The organism is Streptomyces fungicidicus (assembly GCF_003665435.1).
Taxonomy (GTDB): domain Bacteria; phylum Actinomycetota; class Actinomycetes; order Streptomycetales; family Streptomycetaceae; genus Streptomyces; species Streptomyces fungicidicus.
In genome coordinates, this window is record NZ_CP023407.1 from 1,564,869 (window position 1) to 1,585,617 (window position 20,749).

Genomic DNA, 20,749 nt, shown 5'->3' on the forward strand with positions numbered 1-20,749 from the left:
ACGCCCGCCTGACGTCGGGAAAGACTCCCGTCCATCGGTCGGCATTGTCGAACACCTACCGGCAATACGCGTTAGAGTGTGACAACGCCATGGGCCGGCATCGCTCTCACCCCTGAGGGCGCCAATCCCCGGTGGGACCCGGGGGTCGGCTCCCTGGACGAAGGACAAAGGAGTCGCGGGTGTCCAGCTCCGACATCTTCATCGGCGAGACCATAGGTACCGCCATACTCATCCTGCTCGGCGGCGGTGTGTGCGCCGCCGTGACGCTGAAGGCCTCCAAGGCCCGTAACGCCGGCTGGCTCGCCATCGCCTTCGGGTGGGGCTTCGCCGTCATGACGGCGGTCTACATCGCCGGACCGCTCTCCGGCGCCCACCTCAACCCGGCCGTCACCGTGGCGCTCGCCATCAAGGACGGCGAGTGGGGCAACGTTCCGGTCTACTTCGCCGGAGAGTTCCTCGGCGCGATGATCGGCGCGGCCCTGGTCTGGCTCGCGTACTACGGCCAGTTCCTGGCGCACCTCACCGACAGCGAGATCGTCGGCGGCCCGGGAGCGCAGGACACCGCCGCCAAGGCGGTCGAGGCCCAGGAGAAGGGCGCGGGCCCGGTGCTCGGCATCTTCTCCACCGGTCCGGAGATCCGGCACACGGTGCAGAACCTCGCCACGGAGATCATCGGCACCTTCGTGCTGCTGCTCGCCATCCTCACCCAGGGCCTGAACGACGCGGGCAACGGCCTCGGCGTGCTGGGCGGCCTGATCACGGCACTCGTCGTCGTCTCCATCGGTCTGTCGCTCGGCGGCCCGACCGGTTACGCGATCAACCCGGCCCGTGACCTCGGTCCGCGCGTCGTCCACGCCCTGCTGCCCCTGCCCAACAAGGGCGGCTCCGACTGGTCCTACGCCTGGATCCCGGTGGTCGGTCCGCTGATCGGCGGCGCCATCGCGGCCGGTGTCCACAACGTCGCCTTCGCGTAACGCCGCAGCAGCGCCTTACGTACTGCCCCGTTAACCAAGGAACTCCAGGAGCACACCGTGACCGACGCCCACACCGCCGGCCCCTTCATCGCCGCCATCGACCAGGGCACCACCTCTTCCCGCTGCATCGTCTTCGACCGCGACGGACGCATCGTCTCCGTCGACCAGAAGGAGCACGAGCAGATCTTCCCCAAGCCGGGCTGGGTGGAGCACGACGCCACCGAGATCTGGACCAACGTCCAGGAGGTCGTCGCCGGTGCCGTCGAGAAGGCCGGCATCACCCGCGACGACATCAAGGCCATCGGCATCACCAACCAGCGCGAGACCACCGTGCTGTGGGACCGCCACACGGGTGAGCCGGTGCACAACGCGATCGTCTGGCAGGACACCCGCACCGACGCCCTCTGCCGCGAGCTCGGCCGCAACGTCGGCCAGGACCGCTTCCGCCGGGAGACCGGTCTTCCCCTCGCCTCCTACTTCGCCGGCCCCAAGGCCCGCTGGCTGCTCGACAACGTCGAGGGCCTCAAGGAGCGCGCCGAGGCGGGCGACATCCTCTTCGGCACCATGGACACCTGGGTCATCTGGAACCTGACCGGGGGCACCGACGGCGGCCACCACGTCACCGACGTCACCAACGCGTCCCGCACGATGCTGATGAACCTGCACACCATGCAGTGGGACGGGAAGATCGCCGACTCCATCGGTGTTCCCCTGACGATGCTTCCGGAGATCCGCTCCTCCGCCGAGGTCTACGGCGAGATCAAGGGCGGCAGACTGGGCGACCTGCTCGGCGGCATTCCGGTCGCCTCCGCGCTGGGCGACCAGCAGGCGGCCCTGTTCGGCCAGACCTGCTTCGCCGAGGGCGAGACCAAGTCGACGTACGGCACCGGCACCTTCATGGTGATGAACACCGGCGACAAGATCATCAACTCCTACAGCGGACTGCTGACCACGGTCGGCTACCAGATCGGCGACCAGAAGCCGGTCTACGCCCTGGAGGGCTCGATCGCGGTCACCGGTTCGCTGGTGCAGTGGATGCGCGACCAGATGGGCCTGATCTCGACCGCCGCCGAGATCGAGACCCTCGCGCTCTCCGTCGAGGACAACGGCGGCGCCTACTTCGTCCCGGCCTTCTCCGGCCTGTTCGCCCCGTACTGGCGCTCCGACGCCCGCGGTGTGATCGCCGGCCTGACCCGGTACGTCACCAAGGCGCACCTCGCGCGCGCCGTGCTGGAGGCCACCGCCTGGCAGACGCGGGAGATCGCCGACGCCATGACGAAGGACTCCGGCGTGGAGCTGGCCGCCCTCAAGGTCGACGGCGGCATGACCTCCAACAACCTGCTGATGCAGACCCTCTCGGACTTCCTGGACGCCCCCGTGGTGCGTCCGATGGTCGCCGAGACCACCTGCCTCGGCGCCGCCTACGCCGCCGGCCTCGCCGTCGGCTTCTGGAACAGCACCGACGACCTGCGCGCCAACTGGCGGCGGGCCGCCGAGTGGACCCCCCGCATGGACGCGGAGACCCGCGACCGTGAGTACAAGAGCTGGCTCAAGGCCGTCGAGCGGACCATGGGCTGGATCGCCGACGAAGACTGACGAGGAGCAAGAACCGCCATGACCACCCAGTCCACCCTGCAGTCCGTGCCTGCCCTGGGGACGCACCCGGCGTCCGGCTCGAACCCGAGCCGTGCCGAGACCCGGGAGCAGCTCTCCAAGGCGTCGTACGACCTTCTCGTGATCGGCGGCGGCATCCTGGGCATCTCCACCGCCTGGCACGCCGCGCAGTCCGGCCTCAGGGTGGCCCTGGTGGACGCCGGCGACTTCGCCGGCGCCACCTCCTCCGCCTCCTCCAAGCTGCTCCACGGCGGTCTGCGCTACCTGCAGACCGGCGCGGTGAAGCTGGTGGCGGAGAACCACTTCGAGCGCCGTGCGGTCTCCCGCCAGGTGGCCCCCCACCTGGCGAACCCGCTCACGTTCTACCTCCCCGTGTACAAGGGCGGGCCGCACGGCGCGGCGAAGCTCGGGGCCGGCGTCTTCGCCTACTCGGCGCTGTCCGCCTTCGGCGACGGCGTCGGCCACCTGCTCTCCCCCGCCAAGGCCGCGCAGGACGTGCCGGAGCTGCGCACCGACAACCTCAAGGCCGTGGCCGTGTACGGCGACGACCAGATGAACGACGCGCGCATGGCGCTGATGACGGTCCGCGCGGCGGCCGAGTCCGGCGCGGTCGTCCTCAACCACGCCGAGGTGACGGGACTGCGCTTCACCCGGGGCCGGGTCACCGGCGCCGAACTGCGCGACCGCCTGAGTGGCGACGAGTTCGGGGTGAACGCCCGGCTGGTGCTCAACGCGACCGGCCCGTGGGTCGACCACCTGCGCCGCATGGAGGACGCGGACGCCGCGCCGTCCATCCGGCTGTCGAAGGGCGCTCATCTGGTCCTGAAGCGGACCTCGCCGTGGAGGGCCGCGCTGGCCACGCCGATCGACAAGTACCGGATCACCTTCGCCCTCCCCTGGGAGGACATGCTGCTGCTCGGCACGACCGACGAGGAGTTCGAGGGCGACCCGGCGGACGTCGCCGTCACCGAGAAGGACACCGCGCAGATACTCGACGAGGCCGCGTTCTCCATCCGCGACCAGCAGCTCGACCGCGATCTGATCACGTACGCCTTCGCCGGTTTGCGGGTGCTGCCGGGCGGTCCCGGGGACACGGCCAAGGCCAAGCGGGAGACGGTCGTCACCGAGGGCCGGGGCGGCATGCTGTCCGTCGCGGGCGGCAAGTGGACCACGTTCCGCCACATCGGCCGTACGGTGATGCGCAAGCTGCAGGAACTGCCGGGGCACCCGCTGGGCGACGACTTCGAGCCGGTGGCCTCGCTGCCGAAGAAGCTGCCGCTGCCGGGCGTGGCCAACCCCCGCGCGGTCGCCCACCGGCTGATGGTGGACGGCCCGGCGCCCGGTCCCCGGATGGCGGCGGACACCGCCAGGCACCTGGCCACCCACTACGGTTCGCTGGCCTTCGACATCGCCCGGCTGGCCAACGAGGACCCGGCGCTGGCCCGGCGCGTCCACCCGGACGCCCCGGAGATCTGGGCGCAGGTCGTCTGGGCCCGGGACCACGAGTGGGCGGAGACCGCGGACGACGTGCTGCGCCGCCGCACCACGCTGACGATCCGGGGCCTGGCCACGGACGAGATCCGCGCCGACGTCCAGGACGTGCTCGACAAGAAGTAGCCGGCGCCCCGGCCTCCCGCAGGGGAGCCGGGACCGGGGAGGAGGGCGGCTCCGCACCGGCGGAGCCGCCCTCCTCCCGTACCGACATAATGGGCTGGATACATCGGAGGTCTGGGGGCAGGGAGGCGCGGTATGGCAGTCACCGACGAGGCGATCGAGAAGATCAAGGGGATGATCGTCTCGGGTGCGCTGCGTCCCGGCGCCCGGCTGCCGAAGGAGAGCGAGCTCGCGGCCGAGCTGGGACTGTCCCGCAACTCGCTGCGCGAGGCGGTGCGCGCGCTGTCGCTGATCCGCATCCTGGACGTGCGGCAGGGCGACGGCACCTACGTGACCAGCCTGGACCCGCAACTGCTGCTCGAGGCGCTGAGTTTCGTCGTCGACTTCCACCGTGACGACACGGTCCTGGAGTTCCTCGCCGTGCGCCGCATCCTGGAGCCGGCCGCGACGGCCCTCGCGGCCACCCGGCTCGACGAGGAGCAACTGGACGCGCTGTCGGAGCAGTTGGACAGGCTCGGTGACGAGCCGCCGGTGGAGGACCTGGTCGCCGCCGACCTGGAGTTCCACCGGAGCATCGTGCGCGGCTCCGGCAACTCCGTGCTCTGCTCGCTGCTGGACGGTCTGTCCGGTCCCACCACCCGGGCCCGGATCTGGCGCGGGCTCACCCAGGAGGACGCGGTCGGCAGTACCCTGCGCGAGCACCGGGCGATCCTCGCCGCGCTGCGGAACCGGGACGCGGAGGCGGCGCGGTCCTGGGCGACGGTGCACATCGCGAGCGTCGAGCAGTGGCTGCGCTCCACGCTGTGAACAGCCGCTTCCGTCCGGAGTGCCGCGGATCACCGCCGGGTGTTTCCGTGTGCCCGACGGGGCAGTGATGGGGCAGTCCCCCCGTGAGGGGGCTGCGGACGCCCCGTGGGCACGCCGTAAGGTTGGGGCGTACGCGAGGGCACGTCGGAAGGAGGCGCTGGGTGATCGAGCTCGAGGGGGTGCCCGAGCTGATCGACCCGGTCATGGTGGCCGCGTTCGAGGGCTGGAACGATGCCGGTGACGCCGCTTCCACCGCGGTCGGGCATCTGGACAGGGAGTGGAAGGGCGAGGTGTTCGCGGCGCTCGACGCCGAGGACTACTACGACTTCCAGGTGAACCGCCCCACGGTGTTCATGGACGGCGGGGTCCGCAAGATCACCTGGCCCACGACGCGGCTGTCGGTGGTCCGGGTCGGCGGCGAGAAGCCCCGCGACCTGGTCCTGGTCCGGGGCATCGAGCCGTCCATGCGGTGGCGCTCGTTCTGCAACGAGATCCTCGGCTTCGCGCACGAGCTGGGCGTGGAACTGGTGGTCGTGCTGGGCGCGCTGCTCGGCGACACCCCGCACACCCGGCCGGTCCCGATCAGCGGGACCACGTCCGACCCGGACCTGGCCCGCCGCATGGACCTGGAGGAGACCAAGTACGAGGGCCCCACGGGCATCGTCGGCATCCTCCAGGAGGCGTGCACGCACGCCGGCGTGCCCGCGGTGTCGCTGTGGGCGGCGGTCCCGCACTATGTGTCGCAGCCGCCCAACCCGAAGGCCACGCTGGCCCTCCTCAACCGCCTGGAGGACCTGATCGACGTGCGCATCCCGCTGGGCGAACTGCCCGAGGACGCGCGTGCCTGGCAGGTGGGCGTGGACCAACTGGCCGCTGAGGACAGCGAGGTGGCCGAGTACGTCCAGACGCTGGAGGAGGCCCGGGACACCGCCGAGCTGCCGGAGGCGTCGGGCGAGGCGATCGCCCGCGAGTTCGAGCGCTATCTGCGGCGCCGCGACGGGGCGTCGGGTCCGCCCGGCGGGCACGCCACGGCCGACGGCTCGGACGGCACGTCGTACCGGCGGGACAGCCCGGGCGGGCGCACCCGCCCGCCGAAGCCGCCGAAGCCGGAGGCGGACTCGGACGGCGAGGAGTCGTCGGAGGACTGAGCGGGTCGGAGGACCGACAGAAGGGGCGCCCCGTCGTGAGGACGGGGCGCCCCTTCTTCCTGCCTCGCCGCGTCCTACAGCGCGACGCCGAGCAGCGCGTCCACCGCGCGGGAGACGACGCCGGGGGCGCCGATGTCCGTGCCGCCGCTCTCCTCCTGGAGCACCGCCCAGCGGTCGACGGCGGCCAGCGCCGCGGGGGCGTTCAGATCGCCCGCGAGCGCCTCGCGGATCTCCTCGACCAGCGCGTCGGCGGGCGGGCCGTCGGGGCGGGACACCGCGGCACGCCAGTGGTCCAGGCGGGTCACGGCGTCCTGGAGGACCTGGTCGGTCCACTCCCAGTCGGCGCGGTAGTGGTGGGCGAGCAGCGCCAGCCGGATCGCCGCCGGGTCCACGCCGTCCTGCCGGAGCGTGGACACGAAGACCAGGTTGCCCTTGGACTTGGACATCTTCTCGCCGTGCAGGGCGACCATGCCGGCGTGGACGTACGCCTTGGCCATGGGGAACTCGCCGGTGAGCACCTGGGCGTGCGAGGCGCCCATCTCGTGGTGCGGGAAGACCAGGTCGGAGCCGCCGCCCTGGACGTCGAAGCCCATGCCGAGGTGGTCGAGGGCGATGGCCACGCACTCGATGTGCCAGCCGGGGCGGCCCCGGCCGAGGGAGCCGCCGTCCCAGCTCGGCTCGCCCTCGCGGGCCGCCATCCAGAGCATGGGGTCGACGGGGTCCTTCTTGCCCGGACGCTCCGGGTCGCCGCCGCGCTCGGCGGACAGCAGCCGCATGGCGGCGGCGTCGAGGTGGGAGACCTCGCCGAAGTGCGGGTCCGCCTCGACGGAGAAGTAGATGTCGCCGTCGAGCTCGTAGGTCGCGCCGAGCTCGCGCAGCCGTTCGACGAGGGGGACGATGCCGGGTATCGCCTCCACGGCGCCTATGTACTGCCGCGGGGGCAGCATCCGCAGCGCCGTCATGTCCTCACGGAACAGCGCGGTCTCGCGCTCCGCGAGGGCGGTCCAGTCGAGGCCGTCGCGTTCGGCCCGCTCCAGCAGCGGATCGTCGACGTCGGTGACGTTCTGGACGTAGTGAACCTGCCGCTTGGTGTCGAGCCACACACGCTGCACCAGATCGAACGCGTTGTAGGTGGCCGCGTGTCCGATGTGGGTGGCGTCGTAGGGGGTGATGCCGCAGACGTAGATGCGGGCGACGGGACCGGGGTCAAGGGTGACCAGGTCCCCGGTCGCGGTGTCGTGGATCCTCAGGTCGCGGCCCTGACCGGGCAGGGCGGGGACCTCGGAAGCGGGCCAGGCATGCATGTCATGAGCGTAACCGGACCGGGGTTCCAGATACGAACCGGAGCGGTCCGGATGACCGGGAAGGCGCTCTTGCGCGGCGTCGTCCGGCGTGCTTGGGACCCCGTCAGACCGGTGGCCAGGGGATGGCGGGCCAGTCGCCGCCGGGCTCCGGGTGGGTGCCGGCGGTGAGGAGGGCGCCGACGCGTGCGCGGGTGGCGTCGATCTCCGCGGGGGTGAGGTGGGGGGCGAGCGCGGCGGTGAGGGCGCCGTCGTCCGTCAGGGCCCGTGCGAGGCTCCCGAGGACGTCCAGCGCGTCCTCGGTCAGGGGCTCCCCCGCCCAGCCCCAGAGGAGGGTGCGGAGCTTGTCCTCGACGTTGAAGGTGACGCCGTGGTCGATGCCGTACAGCCGGCCCTCCGCGGTGGGCAGCAGGTGCCCGCCCTTGCGGTCGGCGTTGTTGATCACCGCGTCGAGCACCGCGAGGCGGCGCAGCCGCTCGTCGTCGGCGTGCACGAGCAGCGCGGTACGGCCCTCACCGACCTCGGCGAAGCCGATCGCCCGCCAGCCCGGCTCGGGCTCCTCGCCGTCGACCAGGGCCAGGAGTTCCGCGCCCGGTGCGGTCTCGATCCACAGCTGGCACATGCCCTCGCCGTAGGGCCCGTCGCGCAGCACGGTCGGGGGCACGAGCCCCCAGCCGGTCGCCCGGGAGACCTCGTACGCCGCCACCTCGCGCCCGGCGAGGGTGCCGTCGGGGAAGTCCCACAGGGGCCGTTCCCCCGCGACCGGCTTGTAGACGCACGCGGCCTCCCGGCCCTCGTGCGCCACGGTGCAGTACAGCGCCGCGTTCGACGCCTCACGGATGCGGCCGCGCACGGTCAGCTCGCCCTCGGCGAGCAGCACGGCGGCGGCCGGGTCGACGGCCGTCACGCCCCGCGGCGGTATCCGTTCTGGCGCGGACATACGTGTCCTTCCGGGTCGAGCGGGAGGCTGCACAGCGGGCAGGGCGGCCGCCCGGCGTTGACGACGTCGAGGGCGCGCTTGGCGAAGGCCCGGGCCTGGGTGCCGGTGAGCCGGACGCGGAGCATCGGGGGCCCGTTCTCCTCGTCCTGGAGCAGCCGCTCCTCCGCCTCGGCGAGGTCCTCCTCGGACTCGGCGTCCAGTTCGACGAGGGCCTGCGCCTCGACGATCATGCGCTGGTCCTCGCCGTCCCAGGCCAGCGCCATGGTACCGACGCGGAACTCCTCCTCGACGGGGGTGTCCAGCGGGGCCGTGTCGGTGATCTCGGCGGGCACCACGGCGGGCACCGAGGCGCTGCCGCCGCTACGGCGTACGACCTCGTCGAGCAGTTCGTCCATGCGCTCGGCGAGCGCCGCGACCTGGGTCTTCTCCAGGGCCACGCTGGTCACCCGGGAGCCGGCGGTGGCCTGGAGGAAGAACGTACGGCGCCCTGGCAGTCCGACCGTACCGGCCACGAAACGTTCCGGTTGGTCGTAGAGGAACACCTGACGGGACACGTCCTGACTCCATTGAGAGTTGTGGCGGGCGTTGGGGGTACGGGCGGCTGTGCGAAACGGGGACGCACTGACGCGACCGCTTCACCCTACTGCGGCCGACGATCACGGTGCGCCCGCGCCGCCCCCGACCGTGGCGTCGCCGGCGGGCGGTTCCTCGCGCGGCGCCAGGGACGCGAAGTCGCCGGTGTCGCCGAGGCGGACCAGGAAGGGGCGCAGCCGGGTGTAACGGATCGCGGTGATGGAACACGGTTCAACGGAAATCCGCTGGAAGAGGTCGAGATGAAGTCCGAGCGCGTCCGCCACGAGCGACTTGATGATGTCGCCGTGGGAGCACACGAGATACACGGCGTCGGCGCCGTGGTCGCGCTCCACGCGCGCGTTCCACTCGCGCACCGCCTCGGCGGCGCGCGTCTGCATCGCGCGCATGGACTCACCGCCGGGGAACGCCGCCGCGGAGGGGTGCGCCTGCACGACCTCCATCAGGGGCTCGTCCTTGAGCTCGGCGAGTTTGCGGCCGGACCAGTCGCCGTAGTGGCATTCGCCGACGCGGTCGTCGGTGTGCGGGACGAGGCCGGGTCGTGCCTCCAGGAGCGGCCGGATCGTCTCCTGGCAGCGCTGGAGGGGGCTGGTGACGATCTCGGCCAGCGGCAGCTCGGCGAGCCGCCCCGGCAGTGCGGCCGCCTGCGCGGCGCCGCGGTCGTCGAGGGCGACGCCGGGCGTCCAGCCGGCGAGCAGTCCCTCGGTATTGGCGGTGGAGCGTCCGTGCCGGACCAGGAGCAACGTGGGCATGCGGCCCAGGGTAGGCGCACCGGTGCGCGGTGCGTCCGTCGCGGGAAAGGAGAAGGTGCTTCGTGATCGTCGACTGTGCCATTTACCGGGAGGGGCATCGGTCGGAGGGGCCCCGGGACTTCTCCGACGCGCTGGACGAGGCGCGGGCGGCAGGGGGTTTCGTCTGGATCGGGCTGCACGAGCCGTCGGCGGACGAGTTCGACCTGGTCGCGCAGGAGTTCGGGCTGCATCCGCTGGCCGTCGAGGACGCCCTCAAGGCCCATCAGCGGCCCAAGCTGGAGGTGTACGACGACTCGCTCTTCGTGGTCCTCAAGCCGGTGGTGTACGAGCCGCGGAGCGACACCGTCTCCTCCGGCGAGGTCATGATCTTCCTGGGCGACTCCTTCGCGGTGACCGTGCGGCACGGGGAGGGCACGCCGCTCAAGGCCGTGCGGCAGCGGCTCGAGCGGGAGCCCGATCTGCTGGGCGAGGGGCCGACGTCGGTGCTGTACGCGGTCGCCGACGCCGTCGTCGACCACTACCTGGAGGTGGCGACGGAACTGCAGAACGATCTGGAGGAGCTGGAGACGGAGGTCTTCCTCCCGGACAGCGGGGGTTCGCGGCACACCGCGTCGCGGATCTACGACTTCAAGCGGCAGATCCTCGAGTTCCGCCGGGCGACCGGGCCGCTGGCGCTGCCGATGACGCGGCTCGCCGGGGTCGGCACGTACGGGGCGCCGGTCCCGTTCGTGCGGGACGGCGCGCGGCCCTTCTTCCGTGACGTGCACGACCACCTCACGCGGGTGAACGAGTCCGTGGAGGGGCTGGACCGGCTGGTGTCGGACATCCTCTCGGCGCATCTCGCGCAGATCAGCGTGCGGCAGAACGACGACATGCGGAAGATCTCCGCGTGGGCGGCCATGGCGGCGATCCCCACGATGCTCGCGGGGATCTACGGGATGAACTTCGAGCACATGCCGGAGCTGCGGTGGGAGTGGTCGTATCCGGTGGTGATCGTGGTGATGGCCGTGTTGGAGGTGCTGCTGTATCGCCAGTTCAAGCGGCGGGGGTGGATGTAGGGGCGGGTGAGTGAGTGGGTGCGTGGGTTGGGGTGGTGTGGGGTGGGGTCGGGTGGCGGATACGCGAACTCCGGTTCCGGGTTCGCCGGGCCGTCCAGGGCGTTGCGGCGGTCGGGCATCCTGAGGGAGACCATGCGGCGCCAGCCGGCCAGACGCTCGTAGGCGTACACCGCGTGGATGCCGGCGGCGAGGACCGCCGCCTTGGGCTTCGGCCAGCCGAGGATGCGGCCCATGTGGGCCATCACGGCCAGGCTGACGTCCCGGTAGACGCGGATCTCCGCGAGTGCGCACTCGCGGAGGGTGCGCTGGATGGCGCGGCCGTGCCCGGCGCGGGCGAAACGGAGCAGTTCCTCGTGGCAGTAGGCGAGGTGGTTGTCCTCGTCGTGGGAGATCATCCTGACCGCGCGGCCGAGGTCGGGGTGGTCGGCGAAGTGCTTGCGGAGCAGGTCCATCTGCTCGGAGGCGCGCTGCTCCGTGACCCTGCTGTGGGCGAGGTAGGTGACGATGTCCGGCAGGGTGAGGGGTTCGTCGCGTTTGAGCTTGTCGTGGGCGAGACCGATGCCGTTCTGTTCGAGGAGCATCGTGTAGTCGGTCTCCGGGGGGACCGGGACGGGACGCAGGCCCCGCTTCTTCATCAGCGCGCTGAAGATGCGGCCGTGCTTGTCCTCGTCGGCGCCGTGCCTGACGATCTTGGGGGCGAGGTCGCGCTGGGTGTCGGGGACCAGCGCGGCGATGCGGGCGTTCTCCCAGCCGCCCTGCGACTCGCCGCTCGCGGCGATGGAGCAGAACAGGGCGAACGACTCGTCGTTGTCGAGGATTTCCTGGAACAGACTCTTGGCCGAAAGCATGGTGGGCTGCCGCCTCTCCGCAGGCTGCCGCGGTCCGGAGTTGTGGGGGTCCGTTGTTCCGGGTTTCCGCGGTCCGGGTTTCTGCAAAGAACGAGTCAAGTGCGCGGGACGGGGTCCGGCAACAGGTGGGGCGGGGAACTCCGCCGAAAGGAGTACGGGAGAGGGGGCCCGGGAGCGTAACCGGGTGGGTGCGCGGGCGTTGTTGTGGGTGACGGCCGTGGCGGGGAGGACCCCCGAGCCCCCACCACGGCCGTGGGGGCTATGCGAGACCGGCGCGCTCCAGGGCCTCGGTGCCGGCGCGCAGGGACGCGAGCCGCTCGTCGAGCGTGAAGCCGGCCGGGGCGAGGGTGAGGGTGGTGGCTCCGGCGGCGGCGTAGGCCTTCATCCGGTCGGCGATGCGGTCGACGGAGCCGAGGAGGGTGGTCTTGTCGATCAGGTCGTGCGGGACCGCGGCGGCCGCGCCCTGCTTGTCGCCGGTCAGGTACTTGTCCTGGATCTCGGCGGCCTCGCGCTCGTAACCCATGCGCTGGGCGAGCTGGTTGTAGAAGTTCTGCTTGCGGCTGCCCATGCCGCCGACGTACAACGCGGTGTAGGGGCGGAAGGTGTCGGCGAGGGTGCTGACGTCCTTGTCGTCGCCCACGGCGAGGGGGACGGTGGGGCAGATGTCGAAGCCCTCGAGGGTCTTGCCGGCCTTCTCGCGGCCCGCCCTGATGTGCCTGACGGCGGTGTCCTCGAGGTGGTCGGCGGAGGGGAAGATCAGCAGGGCGCCGTCGGCGATCTCGCCGGTCTGCTCGAGGTTCTTCGGGCCGATGGCGGCGATGTAGAGGGGGATGCGCTCGCGCTCGGGGTGCACGGTGAGCTTGATCGGCTTGCCGGGGCCGCCGGGGAGGGGGAGGGTCCAGTGCTCGCCCTCGTAGGAGAGGCGCTCGCGGGTCATGGCCTTGCGGATGATCTCCACGTACTCGCGGGTGCGGGCGAGGGGCTTGTCGAACTTGACGCCGTACCAGCCTTCGGAGACCTGGGGGCCGGAGACGCCCAGACCGAGGCGGAAGCGGCCGCCGGAGAGGGAGTCGAGGGTGGCGGCGGTCATCGCGGTCATCGCGGGCTGGCGGGCGGGGATCTGGAAGATCGCCGAGCCGACGTCGATGCGGTGCGTCTGGGCGGCGACCCAGGTGAGTACGGTGGCGGCGTCGGAGCCGTAGGCCTCCGCGGCCCAGCAGACCGCGTAGCCGAGGCGGTCCGCCTCCTGGGCCACGGCGAGGTTGTCCGCGTCCATTCCGGCACCCCAGTAGCCGAGGTTGATGCCTAGCTGCATGACGGGTCTCCCCTTACCGATGAGTAACGTCGCTTGTGCGGAGACCCTATACCTGTGGTGCGCCCCGGGGTGGGGGGTGGGGCGGGGACGGGGTGGGGGTGGCCGTCCTCGGACTGGCGCGACTGTGCCGGCTGGAAGGGGTGCGGGGTGCGGACGCGCCAGCCACTGCGGGCGGCCACCCCCACCCCGCCCCCTCCGCGCCGTACGCGACCATCCGCCGCACTCCGCGGGCAGCACCCGCCGCCAGCCGCGGGCAGCCGCGGGCAGTCGTGCCGTAGGGCGGCACGGGTGGGCGCGACGGCGCCCCGTAAGCGCCGGGCTGCGCGAACACCCCCCGGCCCGCACTAACGCCGGGCAGTCGGTCAAATCCGTTGTCCACAGGCTCCCCACACTCAAGGCTGTGGCCAGTAATCTCGGCGTCCATGGAGCAGAGGCATCTCGGCCGCACCGGCCTGCGTGTGTCCCGCATCGGACTCGGGACGCTGACCTGGGGTCGGGACACCGACGAGCACGACGCCGCCGATCTCTTGAAGACGTTCTGGGAAGCCGGCGGCACCCTCGTCGACACCGCCGACGTGTACGGCGACGGCGAGTCGGAGTATCTGCTCGGCAAGCTGATGGACGGGCTCGTACCCCGCCGGGACCTCGTCATCTCGACGAAGGCCGGCAGCGTGCCCGACCCCGACCGCCGCGTCGACGGCTCCCGCGGACACCTGCTCGGCGCGCTGGACGCCTCGCTGGCCCGCCTCGGCACCGACTACGTCGACGTGTGGCACATCCACGCCTACGACCCCGTCACCCCGCTGGACGAGACGCTCCAGGCGCTGGACGTCGCCGTCGGCAGCGGCCGCGCGCGCTATGCCGGTGTGTCCAACTTCTGCGGGTGGCAGCTGGCCAAGGCGGCGACCTGGCAGCTGGCCGCGCCGGCGCGGACCCGGCTGGCGAGCACGCAGATGGAGTACTCGCTGCTGCAGCGCGGTGTGGAGCGCGAGGTGCTGCCCGCCGCCGTCGATCTCGGGATCGGAATGCTGCCGTCCTCCCCGCTCGGCAGGGGCGTGCTCACCGGCAAGTACCGGAATGGCTCCGCCCCGACGGACTCCCGCGGCGCCTCGGAGCACCTGGCGCCGTTCGTCGAGCCGTACCTCGACGACACGGCGGGCCGGATCGTGGACGCCGTGACCACCGCGGCGGACGGGCTCGCCGTGACCGCGCTCCAGGTCGCCCTCGCATGGGTGCGGGACCGGCCGGGCGTGACCGCCCCCATCGTCGGCGCGCGCAACGCGCAGCAGCTCACGGCGGCGTTGTCAGTGGAGGCGCTTAGTCTTCCTGACGAGATCTGCCGGGCTCTCGACGACGTGTCGGCGCCCGTGCACCGCTATCCCGATCACGACTGGAGCACGCTGTGAGCACGGACCCGCCCGAGACCGCGGAGGACGCCGAGGAGCCGGGGACGCCTGCCGGGGCGTCCGAGGCGGAGGCCGAGCTGGCCGCGCAGCGCGTGGAGCGGGAGCGGATCGAGCGGCGGAAGGCGGAGCGGCAGGGGCCGATCACGGCCGGGGCGAAGCTGAGCGGCACCGCCGCCGATCTGCTGGCCGCGGTCCGTGCCGTGGAGAGCGGTGAGAAGCCGGCCGCCACCGTGTTCGAGGAGCCCGGGCCCGCGCCGCGGCGGCCCGCTCCCGAACCCGTGCGCAGGGTGGCGCCGGCCGCTCCGGGTGAGCGGGTGCCGGACGCGGGCGCCGTCGAGGACGTGAGGGGGGTGCTGGTCCGGGGAGGTGCGCCGGAAGGGCTCGCCGGACCGGCCGCCGGTGTGCTCGGGGAGGGTGCCGCGGCGGTGCTGGGCGCCGATCCCTGGCAGTTGCTGCGGGTTCCCGGGGTGCTGCCCGAGCAGGCCGACTCGTTCGCGCGGGCGCTGCTCGGCGGCGAGGCCGGGCCGGACGACGACCGGCGGGGGCGGGCCGTCACCGTGTGGCTGCTGGACCGGGCCGCGCTCTCCGGGCACACCGCGCTGGAGATGCCGGCGCTGGTCACCGCGCTGGGGCGGCAGGGGGTGCCGGAGCCCGAGGAGGCCGTGCAGAACGCCATCGCGGAGGGGGACGTCCTGGTCTTCCAGGACGCGGTCGGTGAAGCCGCCGGGGAGGACGAGGAGCCTCCGGTGCGGGTGCTGGTGGGGCTGGAGCGGTTCGCGATGGCCGAGGAGAGCCTGGCCGACGGGCTGGCCCGGTTGGTCAACTCCGCGCCCGGGGGGAACGGGGCGGGCGAGGAGTGGGAGCGGGCGGCCTCGGCGGGAGGTTCCGCGGGGGACCTGATCCGGGCGGTCGCCGGTCACGGGCTCGTGCTGCACACCGGTGGGGAGGCCTCGCTGGCCGAGCCGGCTGCGCTGGTCGGCGCCGCGAGAGGTCTCGGGCTGCGCGTCTGGGCCGTCACGCACGGCCCGGTGGGGCGCGCCCGGTTCGCCGCCCTGCTGGGGGACGAGGGGGCGGGGGTCGCCACCGTGGCGGGGCTCTTGTCCGGGGCCGAGGGGCCCGGGCGGGACGCCGACGGGGCGCTGGACGTGGACCTGCTGGTGGTGCTCGACGCGCCTCAGCTGGACGTCGAGGCCGCCGCGCTGCTGACGGAGTCGCTGCCGGACGGGGCCCGGCTGGTGCTGGCCGGTGATCCGGGGGTGCTGTGGTCGGTGGGGCCCGGGCGGGTGTTCGCCGATCTGCTGGCCGCGCGGGCGTGCCCGCAGGTCGCCTCCCGGCGGCCGGATCCCGGGCCGCTCGGTGAGCTGGTCTCCGGCATCGGCGTCGGCGAGCTGAACCAGGTGGCGGCGCCCGGCAAGGAGGTCGTGATCGTGCCGGTGCGGGACGCGGGCGAGGCCGTGCACCGGACCGTCCAGCTGGTGGTGGACTCGGTGCCGCGCGCGATCGGGGTGCCGGCCGAGGAGACCCAGGTGATCACCCCGGGGCACGGAGGCGCCGTCGGTACGCGCGCGCTGAACGCGGCGCTCAAGGAGCGGCTGAACCCGGGTCCTGGCCGCTTCGGCGGGTTCGACCCGGGTGACCGCGTCGTCCACTCCCCCGCTCCGGGGCGTACGCTGCCGGGCCGCGTGGTGACGGCCGACGGTGAGGGGCTGCACCTGGAGTGTGCGGGCGAGCGGATCGTGGTGCCGAGGGAGCGGGTGGAGTCTTCCGTGCGGCACGGCTGGGCGCTCACCGCGCACCAGGCCGTGGGCTGCCGGTGGCCCGCGGTGGTCGTGGTGCTGCCCGGTGACGCCGCGGGGGCCCTCAGCCGGCCCTGGGTGTACACGGCGTTCAGCAGGGCCGACCGGCATCTGTCCGTGGTGCACGGAGTGGAGCAGGCGCTGCCGCGTGCGGTGGCCGAGGTGGCGGCGAAGCCGCGGACGACCCGGCTGCCGGTGCTGCTGGCGCCGCAGGTTCCGGTGGCGGACGGCTGAGACGGGCCCCGGTACGCGGCGACGGCGGCACCGTCGGTGCCGCCGTCCCCGGGGGTGCGGTCAGCGTTCCGCGTCGAGGGGTTCCAGGTCCTCGTCCAGTGCGTCCACCAGGTCCTCGTCGTCGAGGTCGTCCTCCTCGTCGTCGAAGACCGCGCTGACGTCGAAGCGGCACACCACCCGCTGCGGGTCGGCCTGCTCGAACGGCGCCTCAAGCCACTCGCCGGGGTCCGCGGGTTCGTCCGATGCCGTCACCCAGAGCGTGGAGTCGCCCTCCTCCAGCCCGAACTCCTTGTGCCGGGAGGCGATCTCGTCCGGCTCGTACTCGCCGAACAGCAGGCCCAGCGCGCCGTGGACGGTGCCCGAGGCCTCCGAGCCCTCGTCGTCGTCCGCCGCCTCGATCCGCTGGGCGTGCGCCAGCAGCCGCTGGGGTTCCACCACCGCGTAGTCGCGGCGGATCAGCACGCTGAGCCCGTGCGGTTCCTCGGGTCCGGTGTACGGCGGCAGCGCTTCCTCCGCGCCGGGGATCTCGAAGGGGGTCACCTCGTCGTGGCGGTCGTAGAGCAGTTCGTCGTACGTCTCCGCGGCCGCGGCCAACTGGTTGAACGCCTCGTAGACGGCCGGGTCGTCCTCCCCCGACCGGCTCTCGACCGCGGCCAGGTGGCGGTCGATCGCGGTCTTCACCGCCTCGGCGGCGGCGCGTACCTCGGCAGCGGTGGGCTGCGCAGCATCAGACATAGTGCAGACGCTATCCGTACCGGGGCCCGGCCCGCACAATAGATGCGATGCCGGAATACGAATTTGTCGACGTGTACGTGCCGCGCGGGGTCTCCCGCAAGGAGACGGCGCGGCTACTGACGGACCATGCCGAGTACGGACACTGGGAGCTGTACCGCCTGACGCTGATGCGTGACGGCAGCCGCAGGGTGCGGCTGCGCAGGCGGATCATCCGCCAGGTGCGCGCCACCTGGTGAGCCGGGACCACCCGACCTGACTCAGAGAACGGAGCGGGCCCCGCGGTCGCGGGGCCCGCTCCGTGTACCCGGGGTCACGCGGCGGTGCGCGCCTTGCGGTAGAGGATGGCGCCGGCGAGCAGCGCCCCCGCGCCGGCGGGCAGCACCAGGCCCATCGGCACCTCGCTGCCGGTCCGGGCGAGCTGTACGTCGTGCTGGGGCCGGTCGGCGGGGCGGGCGCCCGGCTCGTCGCCGGTCGAGGGGCGCTCCGGGGCCGGCTCGACGGGGGTGTCCGGCCCGTCGCCGGGCTGCTCGGGGCTGCCGGGTTCGCCGGGCTGTCCGGGGGTTTCGCGCTCCGGGCCGCCGTTGGCGCAGCCGTTGTCCTCGGCGGCATTGCCGGCGCCGAGGACGTCGACGCTGTTGCCGCAGACGTTCACCGGGATGTGGACCGGGGCCTGGATGTGGTTGCCGGAGCCCACGCCGGGTGAGTCGGTGGCCTGTCCGCCGGCGTGCGCGCCGCCGGAGCCGCCGTGGCCGTCCGCCGTGGAGCCGCCCTCGTTGGCGCAGGAGTTCCCCACGGCCGGGTTGAGGACGCCGACGACGTCGACGGTGTTTCCGCAGATGTTGACCGGCACGTCCACCGGCGCCTGCACCGTGTTCCCGGAGAGGACGCCGGGCGAACCGGCGGCGGTGCCCGTCGCGCCGGAGTCGGCGTGGGCGGCGCCGCCCACGGCGGCGAGCACGCCCGACGCGGCCGCCATCGTCATCAGGCCCTTGCGGGTGACCTGTCGCATTGCTGAAATCCCTGCCTTCGACCTGGTTCCGGGAGTCGGCGTTCCGCCGGATTCCCGGTGTTCCTACGTTCGGTGAGACCGGTCGGCCCCGGAGCGCATGGCGGGCGCTCCGGGGCCGACGGGCTCGAGCCCTCAGGGGGCGTGCCCTAGAGGGCGAGGCACAACGTCACTTGTTGACGCAGGCGTTGCCGAAGGCGGGGTTCAGCAGGCCGATCACGGAGATCGTGTTGCCGCAGACGTTCACGGGGACGTGGATCGGGGCCTGGACGACGTTGCCGGAGAGGACACCCGGGGAGTGCACGGCGGCACCCTGGGCACCGGAGTCGGCGGCGGCGAGGCCCGCGCCCGCGAGAACCAGTCCACCCGTGGCGGCGGCGACGGCGACGACCTTCTTGAGCATTATTCCTCCTAGTTGGCAAAGCGATCCAAAGTCGCGGATCACATCACGGCTAACGAGGACGGAGTAATGAGGCTACGAGCCTATCGTCGCATTCACTCTTCCCAGACAACTCCGTACGCTTGCCCGATTGTTGAGTTCATCGGGTGATCCGCTCAGGAGGCGTCGAGGAAACGGTCGAGCACCCGTACGCCGAACTTGAGGCCGTCCACCGGGACCCGCTCGTCGACGCCGTGGAACATGCCCGCGAAGTCCAGCTCCGGGGGCAGCTTCAGCGGCGCGAAGCCGAAGCAGCGGATGCCGAGGTCGTCGAAGGACTTGGCGTCGGTGCCGCCGGAGAGCATGTACGGCACGGCCCGCGCGATCGGGTCCTCGGCGCTCAGCGCGGTCTGCATGGCGTCGACGAGCCTGCCGTCGAAGTCGGTCTCCAGGGCCTTGTCGGAGTGCACGTCCTCGCGCCGCACGCGCGGGCCGAGGATCCGGTCGAGGTCGGCCAGGAACTCCTCCTCGTAGCCCGGCAGGAAGCGCCCGTCGACATGCGCGGTGGCCTGGCCGGGGATGACGTTGACCTTGTAGCCGGCGCCCAGCTGGGTCGGCGCCGCCGAGTTGCGCAGCGTGGTGCCGATCATGCGGGCGATGCCGCCGAGCTTGGCGAGGGTCTCGTCCATGTTCTCCGGGTCGAGCTCGGTGCCGAGCGCGTCGGAGAGTTCGTCGAGGAAGGCCCGCACCGTCTTGGTGACCCTGACCGGCCACTTGTGCCGGCCGAGGCGGGCCACGGCCTCGCACAGTTCGGTGATGGCGTTGTCGTCGTTGGTCATCGAGCCGTGGCCCGCCGTGCCGTCGACGGTGAGCCGCATCCAGTGCATGCCCTTCTCGGCGGTCTCGACGAGGTAGAGGCGCAGCTTCTCGTTGACGGTGAAGGAGAACCCGCCGACCTCGCCGATCGCCTCGCTGACGCCCTCGAACAGCCCGGGGTGCTGGCGCACCAGGTGCTTGGCGCCGTACGTGCCGCCCGCCTCCTCGTCGGCGAGGAACGCCAGCACGATGTCCCGGGGCGGCTTGCGTCCGCTGCGCATGCGGTCGCGGACGACCGCGAGGGTCATCGCGTCCATGTCCTTCATGTCGACGGCCCCGCGGCCCCACACGCACCCGTCGGCGATCTCTCCGGAGAAGGGGTGGTGGGTCCAGTCGTCGGCGTTGGCCGGCACCACGTCGGTGTGGCCGTGGATGAGCAGCGCGGGCCGGGACGGGTCCTCGCCCTCGATCCGGGCCACCGTGGAGGCGCGTCCCGGGTGGGACTCGAAGATCTTCGGCTCGAGCCCCACCTCCGCGAGCTTCTCGGCGACGTACTCGGCCGCCTTGCGCTCGCCGGGGCCCGAGTGGTCGCCGTAGTTGCTGGTGTCGATCCGGATCAGCTCGCGGCAGAGGTCCACGACCTCGTCCTCACCGGTGACGCTCCTGGCCGTGTCCGTCTCGCTCACGTGCTTCCTCCCGCTGCTGGTGTTCCCGCTGGTGGGTTCCCCTCATCCTCCCCCGCCCGCGGGCCCGCCCCAAGACCCGGCCCGGCCCGTCACACGCAGTTCGCACGACGACCCCGCCGGGCGGGTGTGATCGGCCACCCCGGAACACCTGGTAATGTTTACGTCGTCGCCGCGGGGGGAAACCCGCGCGACAGACACCTTGTCCGGGTGGCGGAATGGCAGACGCGCTAGCTTGAGGTGCTAGTGCCCTTTATCGGGCGTGGGGGTTCAAGTCCCCCCTCGGACACATGAAGCGCGAGGGCCGCGACCACGAGGTCGCGGCCCTCGGGCGTTGCCGCGGAGGGTGACCATGACCACGCGTTCCTGCCCCTGCGGGCTGCCCGAGGCGTACGAAGCCTGCTGCGGGCGCTATCACTCCGGGGCCGCCGCCGCGCCCACCGCCGAGCGGCTGATGCGGTCGCGGTACTGCGCGTTCGTGCGGCGGGACGCCGCGTACCTGCTCCGGACCTGGCATCCGCGGACCCGGCCGGAGCGGCTCGACCTCGATCCCGGGATGCGCTGGACCGGGCTGGAGATCCTGGACACCACCGGCGGCTCGGCCTTCCACACCACCGGCACGGTGACCTTCCGGGCGTCCTACCGGGGCGGCTCGCTGCACGAGCGGAGCCGGTTCGAGCGGGTCGACGGGCCATGGGTGTACGTCGACGGGGACTTCCCGGGCTGAGAGGC

Annotated in this window: 19 protein-coding genes, 1 tRNA gene and 1 pseudogene; 11 read left to right on the top strand and 10 right to left on the bottom strand. The window is 72.4% G+C overall.

The features are described from left to right. Positions 1-179 precede the first annotated feature (179 nt). From CNQ36_RS07035 to CNQ36_RS07055, 5 genes are all read left to right on the top strand, one after another. Positions 180-974: an MIP/aquaporin family protein gene (locus CNQ36_RS07035; protein WP_004933396.1), complete on the top strand. Its 795-nt coding sequence runs from the start codon at positions 180-182 to the stop codon at positions 972-974. 57 nt (positions 975-1,031) lie between these two features. After that, a complete protein-coding gene (glpK, locus tag CNQ36_RS07040; RefSeq protein ID WP_004933393.1) occupies positions 1,032-2,570 on the top strand; it encodes a glycerol kinase GlpK in 1,539 nt (512 codons plus the stop codon). Between the two features lie 18 nt (positions 2,571-2,588). Next, complete coding sequence (locus CNQ36_RS07045; RefSeq protein ID WP_004933390.1) at positions 2,589-4,205, top strand: glycerol-3-phosphate dehydrogenase/oxidase; 1,617 nt, start codon at positions 2,589-2,591, stop codon at positions 4,203-4,205. 132 nt (positions 4,206-4,337) lie between these two features. Then, on the top strand, positions 4,338-5,009 hold the full coding sequence (locus CNQ36_RS07050) for a FadR/GntR family transcriptional regulator (RefSeq protein ID WP_121545348.1): 672 nt from the start codon (positions 4,338-4,340) through the stop codon (positions 5,007-5,009). A 161-nt stretch (positions 5,010-5,170) separates the two neighbouring features. After that, positions 5,171-6,157: a PAC2 family protein gene (locus CNQ36_RS07055; RefSeq protein ID WP_121545349.1), complete on the top strand. Its 987-nt coding sequence runs from the start codon at positions 5,171-5,173 to the stop codon at positions 6,155-6,157. Positions 6,158-6,231: 74 nt separating this feature from the next. Here the strand turns inward: CNQ36_RS07055 and mshC are convergent, their stop codons facing one another. The 4 genes from mshC to CNQ36_RS07075 form a co-directional block, all read right to left on the bottom strand. Continuing rightward, a complete protein-coding gene (gene mshC / locus CNQ36_RS07060) occupies positions 6,232-7,461 on the bottom strand; it encodes a cysteine--1-D-myo-inosityl 2-amino-2-deoxy-alpha-D-glucopyranoside ligase (RefSeq protein WP_121545350.1) in 1,230 nt (409 codons plus the stop codon). A gap of 103 nt (positions 7,462-7,564) precedes the next feature. Then, positions 7,565-8,398, bottom strand: coding sequence for an SCO1664 family protein (locus CNQ36_RS07065; RefSeq protein ID WP_206278434.1), 834 nt, complete (start codon positions 8,396-8,398; stop codon positions 7,565-7,567). Next, positions 8,362-8,952 (bottom strand): DUF3090 domain-containing protein, encoded by a 591-nt coding sequence (locus tag CNQ36_RS07070; RefSeq protein ID WP_004933378.1) that lies wholly within the window; start codon positions 8,950-8,952, stop codon positions 8,362-8,364. Before CNQ36_RS07070 ends, CNQ36_RS07065 begins: the two co-directional genes overlap by 37 nt. A 102-nt stretch (positions 8,953-9,054) precedes the next feature. Further along, the gene (locus CNQ36_RS07075; protein ID WP_121545352.1) at positions 9,055-9,741 is read right to left on the bottom strand and encodes a histidine phosphatase family protein; all 687 of its coding nucleotides are present in this window, start codon (positions 9,739-9,741) and stop codon (positions 9,055-9,057) included. A 62-nt stretch (positions 9,742-9,803) separates the two neighbouring features. Between CNQ36_RS07075 and corA the strand changes: the two genes are divergently transcribed. After that, complete coding sequence (gene corA / locus CNQ36_RS07080) at positions 9,804-10,799, top strand: magnesium/cobalt transporter CorA (protein WP_121545353.1); 996 nt, start codon at positions 9,804-9,806, stop codon at positions 10,797-10,799. Positions 10,800-10,861: 62 nt separating this feature from the next. Here the strand turns inward: corA and CNQ36_RS07085 are convergent. Together CNQ36_RS07085 and CNQ36_RS07090 are read right to left on the bottom strand one after the other, a co-directional pair. After that, positions 10,862-11,647: pseudogene (locus CNQ36_RS07085) on the bottom strand (ferritin-like domain-containing protein); the annotation flags it as partial. 259 nt (positions 11,648-11,906) lie between these two features. Further along, on the bottom strand, positions 11,907-12,962 hold the full coding sequence (locus CNQ36_RS07090) for an LLM class F420-dependent oxidoreductase (RefSeq protein WP_121545354.1): 1,056 nt from the start codon (positions 12,960-12,962) through the stop codon (positions 11,907-11,909). Between the two features lie 422 nt (positions 12,963-13,384). On the opposite strand from CNQ36_RS07090, the gene CNQ36_RS07095 reads away from it, so the two are divergent. Together CNQ36_RS07095 and CNQ36_RS07100 are read left to right on the top strand one after the other, a co-directional pair. Further along, positions 13,385-14,368 (top strand): aldo/keto reductase, encoded by a 984-nt coding sequence (locus CNQ36_RS07095; protein ID WP_121545355.1) that lies wholly within the window; start codon positions 13,385-13,387, stop codon positions 14,366-14,368. After that, entirely contained in the window at positions 14,365-16,398 is a 2,034-nt protein-coding gene (locus tag CNQ36_RS07100; RefSeq protein WP_121545356.1) for an ATP-dependent DNA helicase, read from the top strand. The genes CNQ36_RS07095 and CNQ36_RS07100 overlap by 4 nt, the downstream gene beginning before the upstream one ends. A 60-nt stretch (positions 16,399-16,458) precedes the next feature. On the opposite strand, the gene CNQ36_RS07105 is transcribed toward CNQ36_RS07100, so the two are convergent. After that, positions 16,459-17,133 (bottom strand): hypothetical protein, encoded by a 675-nt coding sequence (locus CNQ36_RS07105; protein WP_084828255.1) that lies wholly within the window; start codon positions 17,131-17,133, stop codon positions 16,459-16,461. A gap of 47 nt (positions 17,134-17,180) precedes the next feature. Between CNQ36_RS07105 and CNQ36_RS07110 the strand changes: the two genes are divergently transcribed. Continuing rightward, on the top strand, positions 17,181-17,369 hold the full coding sequence (locus tag CNQ36_RS07110) for a DUF5703 family protein (RefSeq protein WP_004933366.1): 189 nt from the start codon (positions 17,181-17,183) through the stop codon (positions 17,367-17,369). Positions 17,370-17,443: 74 nt separating this feature from the next. On the opposite strand, the gene CNQ36_RS07115 is transcribed toward CNQ36_RS07110, so the two are convergent. The 3 genes from CNQ36_RS07115 to CNQ36_RS07125 form a co-directional block, all read right to left on the bottom strand. Further along, positions 17,444-18,142 (bottom strand): chaplin, encoded by a 699-nt coding sequence (locus tag CNQ36_RS07115; RefSeq protein ID WP_121545357.1) that lies wholly within the window; start codon positions 18,140-18,142, stop codon positions 17,444-17,446. Between the two features lie 166 nt (positions 18,143-18,308). Further along, complete coding sequence (chpH, locus tag CNQ36_RS07120; protein ID WP_121545358.1) at positions 18,309-18,542, bottom strand: chaplin ChpH; 234 nt, start codon at positions 18,540-18,542, stop codon at positions 18,309-18,311. Between the two features lie 152 nt (positions 18,543-18,694). Further along, positions 18,695-20,020 carry a M20/M25/M40 family metallo-hydrolase gene (locus tag CNQ36_RS07125; RefSeq protein WP_121545359.1) on the bottom strand — a complete coding sequence of 442 codons (1,326 nt, stop codon included), beginning with the start codon at positions 20,018-20,020 and terminating at the stop codon, positions 18,695-18,697. Positions 20,021-20,221: 201 nt separating this feature from the next. Between CNQ36_RS07125 and CNQ36_RS07130 the strand changes: the two genes are divergently transcribed. Then, positions 20,222-20,306: transfer RNA gene (locus CNQ36_RS07130), tRNA-Leu, on the top strand. A 63-nt stretch (positions 20,307-20,369) separates the two neighbouring features. After that, positions 20,370-20,744: a YchJ family protein gene (locus CNQ36_RS07135; protein ID WP_121545360.1), complete on the top strand. Its 375-nt coding sequence runs from the start codon at positions 20,370-20,372 to the stop codon at positions 20,742-20,744. Positions 20,745-20,749: the final 5 nt, after the last annotated feature.